This window comes from Buchnera aphidicola (Tuberolachnus salignus) (assembly GCF_900016785.1).
Taxonomy (GTDB): Bacteria; Pseudomonadota; Gammaproteobacteria; order Enterobacterales; family Enterobacteriaceae; genus Buchnera_F; species Buchnera_F aphidicola_M.
Window position 1 is genome coordinate 1 of sequence record NZ_LN890286.1, and the last position, 6529, is coordinate 6529.

5 protein-coding genes are annotated in these 6529 nt (G+C 23.7%); all 5 read left to right on the forward strand.

Annotation, left to right across the window (positions count from 1 at the left end; genetic code table 11):
• Positions 1-157 precede the first annotated feature (157 nt).
• Entirely contained in the window at positions 158-1252 is a 1095-nt protein-coding gene (leuB, locus tag BTSPAZIEG_RS02085) for a 3-isopropylmalate dehydrogenase (RefSeq protein WP_075473010.1), read from the forward strand.
• Positions 1252-2643, forward strand: a complete 1392-nt coding sequence (gene leuC, locus BTSPAZIEG_RS02090; RefSeq protein WP_075473002.1) for a 3-isopropylmalate dehydratase large subunit — start codon at positions 1252-1254, stop codon at positions 2641-2643. Before leuB ends, leuC begins: the two co-directional genes overlap by 1 nt.
• Positions 2644-2697: 54 nt before the next feature.
• Positions 2698-3303 carry a 3-isopropylmalate dehydratase small subunit gene (leuD, locus tag BTSPAZIEG_RS02095; protein ID WP_075473004.1) on the forward strand — a complete coding sequence of 202 codons (606 nt, stop codon included), beginning with the start codon at positions 2698-2700 and terminating at the stop codon, positions 3301-3303.
• Positions 3304-3632: 329 nt separating this feature from the next.
• Positions 3633-5180: a 2-isopropylmalate synthase gene (leuA, locus tag BTSPAZIEG_RS02100; RefSeq protein WP_075473006.1), complete on the forward strand. Its 1548-nt coding sequence runs from the start codon at positions 3633-3635 to the stop codon at positions 5178-5180.
• Between the two features lie 341 nt (positions 5181-5521).
• Positions 5522-6355 carry a plasmid replication initiator RepA gene (repA, locus tag BTSPAZIEG_RS02105; RefSeq protein ID WP_075473008.1) on the forward strand — a complete coding sequence of 278 codons (834 nt, stop codon included), beginning with the start codon at positions 5522-5524 and terminating at the stop codon, positions 6353-6355.
• Positions 6356-6529: the final 174 nt, after the last annotated feature.

Genomic DNA, 6529 nt, shown 5'->3' on the forward strand with positions numbered 1-6529 from the left:
ATAGATGCATATACTTTTTTAAAATACATGCTTCTTATATTATAGATGCAAAATAACATATAAAATAAAAAACAAAAAAAAATAAAAAATAAAAAATAAAAAAAATTTTTTATAATATAAAATTTATTATAATCTTTTAGAAAGGCTATAAATGAAAATAAAAAAAAAATACAAAATTGCAGTTTTGCCTGGTGATGGTATAGGTCCTGAAATAATAAAAGAAGCATATAAAATTATTTCTGTAATAAAAAAAAAAAAATATATTAATTTACAAACAAAAGAATATGATGTTGGTGGTATCGCAATTGATAAATATAACATCGCATTACCTGAACATACTTTAATAGGTTGTCAAAATTCAGATGCAATTTTATTTGGTTCGGTTGGAGGTCCAAAATGGAATCATTTAAAACTTGAAAAAAAACCAGAAATTTCTTCTCTTCTCTCTTTGAGAAAATTTTTTAATTTATTTATTAATTTAAGACCGGTAAAATTACATAAAAAATTATTACATTTTTCACCTTTAAAAACAAATATTATAAAAAAAGGTTTTGATATTTTATTTATACGTGAGTTAACTGGAGGAATTTATTTTGGTGTTCCAAAAGGACGTAATGAACTAGATCCAAATAATATTTGTGCATTTGATACTGCTATTTATAATACATATGAAATTACTCGAATAGCACAATTTGCTTTTCAACAAGCTCGAAAAAGAAAAAAAAAATTAGTATCTATTGATAAATCAAATGTTTTAGAAAGTTCAAAATTGTGGAGAGAGGTAGTTACAAAAATATCTTATACATTTCCTGAGGTTCAAATAGAACATTTATATGTTGATAATGCAGCGATGCAATTAATACAAAATCCTTCTCAATTTGATGTTATTTTATGTCCAAATTTATTTGGAGATATTTTAACTGATGAAAGTGCTAGTTTAATTGGATCATTAGGTATGTTACCATCAGCATCTTTGAATCAAAAAAATTTTGGATTATATGAACCCGCTGGAGGTTCTGCTCCAGATTTAAAAGGTAAAAATTTAGCAAATCCAATCGCTCAAATTTTATCATTAGCAATGTTATTTAAATATTCTTTAGGTTTTTTAGATATTTCAGAAGCGATTGAACATGCAGTTATTACTGTTTTAAAACAAGGGCATCATACTTATGATATATCAGATAAAATAAATTTTATTTCTACAGATATGATGGGTACAAAAATTTCGGAAAATTTAATGAAGATATTATAATGAAAAAAAAAACTTTATATCAAAAAATTTTTGATCAACATGTGATATATGAGGATTTAAAAGAAACACCATTAATTTATATAGATTTACATTTAATTCATGAAGTTACTTCTCCGCAAGCTTTTGAACGGTTAAGAGTTAAAAATCGAATTATACGGCAATCTAAAAAAACTTTTGCTACTATGGATCATAATGTCCCTACTATACATCAAAATATTAAAAAAATTAAAAAAGATGCAAAAATACAACTTAAGACTTTATTAAAAAATTGTAAAGAATTTGATATTACTTGTTTTAATTTAAAACATCCTAATCAAGGAATTGTGCATGTTATGGGTCCTGAACAGGGTTTAACACTACCAGGTATGACTATTGTATGTGGTGACTCTCATACATCTACACATGGTGCTTTTGGATCTCTTGCATTTGGAATTGGGACATCTGAAGTTGAACATGTTTTAGCTACGCAAACATTATATCAAAAACGTATGAAAAATATGTTAATTCATATTTTTGGTAACCAGAAAAATAATATTTTTTCTAAAGACATTATTTTAGGTCTAATACGCTCTATAGGAACAGAAAAAGGTGTTGGACATGTAGTAGAATTTAATGGTTCTGTTATTCAAAATATGAGTATGGAAAGTCGTATGACTGTTTGTAATATGGCAGTAGAAATGGGAGCTAAATCTGGAATAATTCAACCAGATCATATTACTTATGCATATTTAAAAAATAAAAATTTTGTTCCAAAAAATTATGAATGGTCTTTTTATGTTAAAAAATGGAATACTTTAAAATCAGACTCTAGTTGTTTCTTTGATCAAAAAATATTTTTTGATATTTCTAATTTATTACCACAAATTACATGGGGAACAAACCCTTCACAAGTTATTTCTATTTCAGAAAAAATTCCTTCTTTACATACTTTAAAAACTCAGTCCGAAAAAGAAAATGTAAAAAAAACTTTAGAATATATGGGATTAAAAGAGGGTCAAAGTTTAATTAATCTTCCTTTTGATAAAGTTTTTATTGGTTCTTGTACTAATTCTAGAATAGAAGATTTACGTGTTGTTGCTTCAGTAGTAAAAAATAAAAAAATTTCTTCTTCATTAGAAGCTATTATTGTTCCTGGATCTAAAAATGTAAAAAAACAAGCAGAAAAAGAAGGGTTAGATAAAATTTTTAAAAAATCTGGTTTTCAATGGAGACATCCAGGTTGTTCGATGTGTTTAGGAATGAATGATGATTATTTAAAACCTTATCAACGTTGCGCTTCTACTAGTAATCGGAATTTTGAAGGGAGACAAGGTTTTAAAGGACGTACACATTTAATGAGTCCTTGGTTAGCTGCACAAATTGCATTATATGGTAAATGTATTACTTTTTAATATTAATGTTTTAAGTAATATATAAAATTTTTTATATTTGGAAAAATAAATAAAATAATGAAAAAAATGATAAAACATATAGGAATTATAGCACCATTTGACGCATCTAATATTGATACAGATATCATTATTCCAAAACAATTTTTACAAAAAATTACAAAAATAGGATTTGGAAAACATTTATTTCATAATTGGAGATTTTTAGATAAATTAGGAAAAATAAAAAATAAAAATTTTATATTAAACCAAAAAAAATATAAAAATGCAAGTATTTTAATGACTCGAAAAAATTTTGGATGTGGATCATCTCGTGAACATGCAGTGTGGGCATTACTAGAATATGGTTTTAAAGTTATTATTGCAATAAGTTTTTCGGATATATTTTTTAATAATAGTCTGAATAATGGATTACTTTTAATTAAACTTTCCGAAATTGAAATTAATAATTTGTTTCATATTATAAATTTAGATCCTTCAATGGTATGTACTATAGATTTAATACAACAAAAAATTTTTTTAAATAATTGCATAATAAAATTTTCTATAGATATCACACAAAAAAAATCTATTATGTATGGATTAGATATGATTGATAATACATTAAAATATGAAAAAGAAATTAAAAATTTTGAAATTTTAAACAAAAACATATCTTTTTAAATTTTTAAATTAAAAATATGAATATATTTTTTTTATAAAAAAAAAACCCTCAGAATTACCAATGCTTGGGCGGGCCTGATATAATTCTGAGGGTTATAAAAATATTTAAATTTAAATAAATTACAATAAAAATTATACAGTATTTTTTTAAAATATCAATATTTTATTTTTTATATTTTATAATTATGTTAATATTTTTTTAGAAAAATAATACAAAAAAAAAAAATCGTGATATGATAAAATACTTTAAAAAAAAAATAAATTATTTAAAATTTTTTTATTTTTTTAAAAAAATAAAAAATACATAATATATTAATTATAAGGTTTTTATGAATCAAAAAGTTATTATTTTTGACACTACTTTACGAGATGGTGAGCAATCTTTACAAGCGAGTTTAAGCATTAATAAAAAAATACAAATTGCACAGTCATTAGAGCGAATGGGAATTGATATTATAGAAGTAGGATTTCCTATTTCTTCTCCTGGTGATTATAAAGCAGTTCAAATGATTTCTCAAAAAATTAAAAATAGTAAAATTTGTAGTTTAGCGCGTTGTTTAAAAGAAGATATTGAGATTGCCGCAAAAGCAATGAAAAATGCAATTTCTCCACGTATTCATTTATTTTTAGGAACTTCTACATTACATATACAATCTAAATTAAAAAAAAATTTTTCAGAAATTGTAGATATGATGTTAATGTCTATTAAGTGGGCGAAACGTTATACAAATGATGTAGAATTTTCTTGTGAAGATGCAGGAAGAACTTCTTTAGATGATTTGTGTTATATTGTAGAGAAAGCTATTCACGCTGGAGCTAAAACGATTAATATTCCAGATACTGTGGGTTACACTATTCCTACACAATTTAAAAACATTATTCAAACTTTATTTTTAAAAGTTCCTAATATTCATAAAGCTATTATTTCAGTTCATTGTCATAACGATTTAGGTATGGCTACTGGAAATTCAATTAGCGCCATTGAAGCTGGTGCACGTCAAATCGAAGGGACTATTAATGGATTAGGAGAAAGAGCTGGAAATACAGCATTAGAAGAAATTATTATGGCTTTAAAAATTCATGAAAAAACTTTAAATGTTTATACAAATATTAAATATCAAGAAATATCACGCACGAGTAAAATCGTTAGTCATTTATGTAATACTCCAATAGCATTGAATAAATCTATTGTAGGAAAAAATGCATTTTCTCATTCTTCTGGGATTCATCAAGATGGTGTTTTAAAAAATCGAGAAAATTATGAGATTTTAGATCCTAATAGTATAGGTTTAAAAAGTTGCCCTTTAAATTTAACATCACGTTCTGGTCGAGCTGCAATAAAACATCGAATGAAAGAATTAGGATATTTAGAGACTGACTATAATTTAGATATATTGTATATTGATTTTTTAAAATTAGCTGATAAAAAAGGACAAATTTTTGATTATGATTTAGAGGCTTTAGCATTTATTAATCAACAACAAGTAAAAACAGAATTTTTTAAATTAGAATATTTTCATGTTGAATCTAAATTATCAGGTTTAGCAACCGCTTCAATTATTTTATTATGTGGAAAAAAAATAAATATTCAAAAATCTACAACTTACAATGGTCCTGTAGATGCAATATATCAAGCTTTAAATAAAGCTGCTTTATATCCTATTGTATTAAAAAAATTTCATTTAGAAGCTAATGGAGAAGGAAAAGATGCATTAGGAAAAGTAGATATTGTTGTAAAATATAAATGTCGTAATTTTCATGGAATAGGATTAGCAACAGATATAATAGAAGCTTCTGCTCAAGCTTTAATTAATGTATTTAATGACATTTGGAAATCTCAACAAGTAGATAAAAAATTAGAAAAATTATGTAAATAATATTTTTTCTAGAATAATTAACAGTATGATTTTTTAAAATTTTATGATATAATTTTTTTATTAAAATAATAATATAAATTTTTATATTTTAAATTATTTTATTTTATTTTAAAAATATATTTCATAATTTTATTTAATGATTAGAATAGAATTTATTTCAAACATATTAAAAAATATCAGATTTGCCACTTCTAGGGCGGACCGATACAAATTTGGTTTTTAAGTATAAATTTATTTTTTTAAAATTTATATTTTTTTAAAGATTTTTAATCTTTTAAAATTTATGTTTTACTAATCATTTTTTTTTTTTATCTTTTTAGCCGCCTAAGAATAGGTTATTAGTGTCTAGAAAACAATATGTATATAATCCATATCCAAATTTTGTTCCTGTATTAAATTCAAAAAAAAGACCTTCTTTTATTCAATATGCAATGAAATGCGCATCTAATACTGATGTTGCGCGTAATGAAATTAATTATACTCGACAACCAAAGAATTTGAAAACTGGAAAAAAAATTGTTCGTTTTAGACGTTTAAATGAACATCGAGCACGTGCTTTAAGAGCAATGGTACAAGCTATGTTATATTATTTTAATATTGCTTCAACTTTAGTAATGGCATCAGTAGAAAAATTATCTGATCAATGTGGTTTATCTACGATTTCTAAAGCAGGCAATAAATCTATTACGCGAGCATCACGTCTTATTACACAATTTATGGAACCTATGGGTTTTGTGAAATGTGAAAAAGTATGGGATAAAATTTTAGGTATGTATATTCCAAAAATGATTTTTTTAACTCCTCTTTTTTTTTTATTATGTAATATTTCAAAAGAAAAATTTAAAAAAATACAAATACAACAATTACGTTGGATTAATCAAAATCTTTTAGAAAAAGGATGTGAAAAAATTACTTTAATAGAATCTAAACGACGCGCAAAAGAACAACATATTTATTATGCTTTTCAGTCTCGTCAATTTAAACATATAGCTAAAAAGAAAAAAATGTATGCTATTAAAATTCTTAAATTAAAAGAAAAAAAAGCGCGTTCTTATCTTTTAAATATGTTAGTAAAACGTTATTCAATACAAGAATTATCAGAAATGGGAGCATCAGCATTAAAAAAACAAGTAAATATTGAATATTTTAAACTAAGGAAATTAGCTAAATTATAAGATTTTTTTTTTTAAAAAAAAAAAAAATCTTATAATTTAGCTAATTTCCTTAGTTTAAAATATATTTTTTTATTTATTTTAAGTTAATTTTATTTTTTATTTCTTTTTCACTCTTATTTTTTTTATTTCTAATTTTTTAAACAAAAAATTAAAGAATATTTATTTTTTTATAAA

Excerpts from the sequence above, each read along its gene's own strand:
- leuA (WP_075473006.1), top strand. The coding sequence starts at position 3,633 with ATGAATCAAAAAGTTATTATTTTTGACACTACTTTACGAGATGGTGAG.
- leuC (WP_075473002.1), top strand. The coding sequence starts at position 1,252 with ATGAAAAAAAAAACTTTATATCAAAAAATTTTTGATCAACATGTGATA.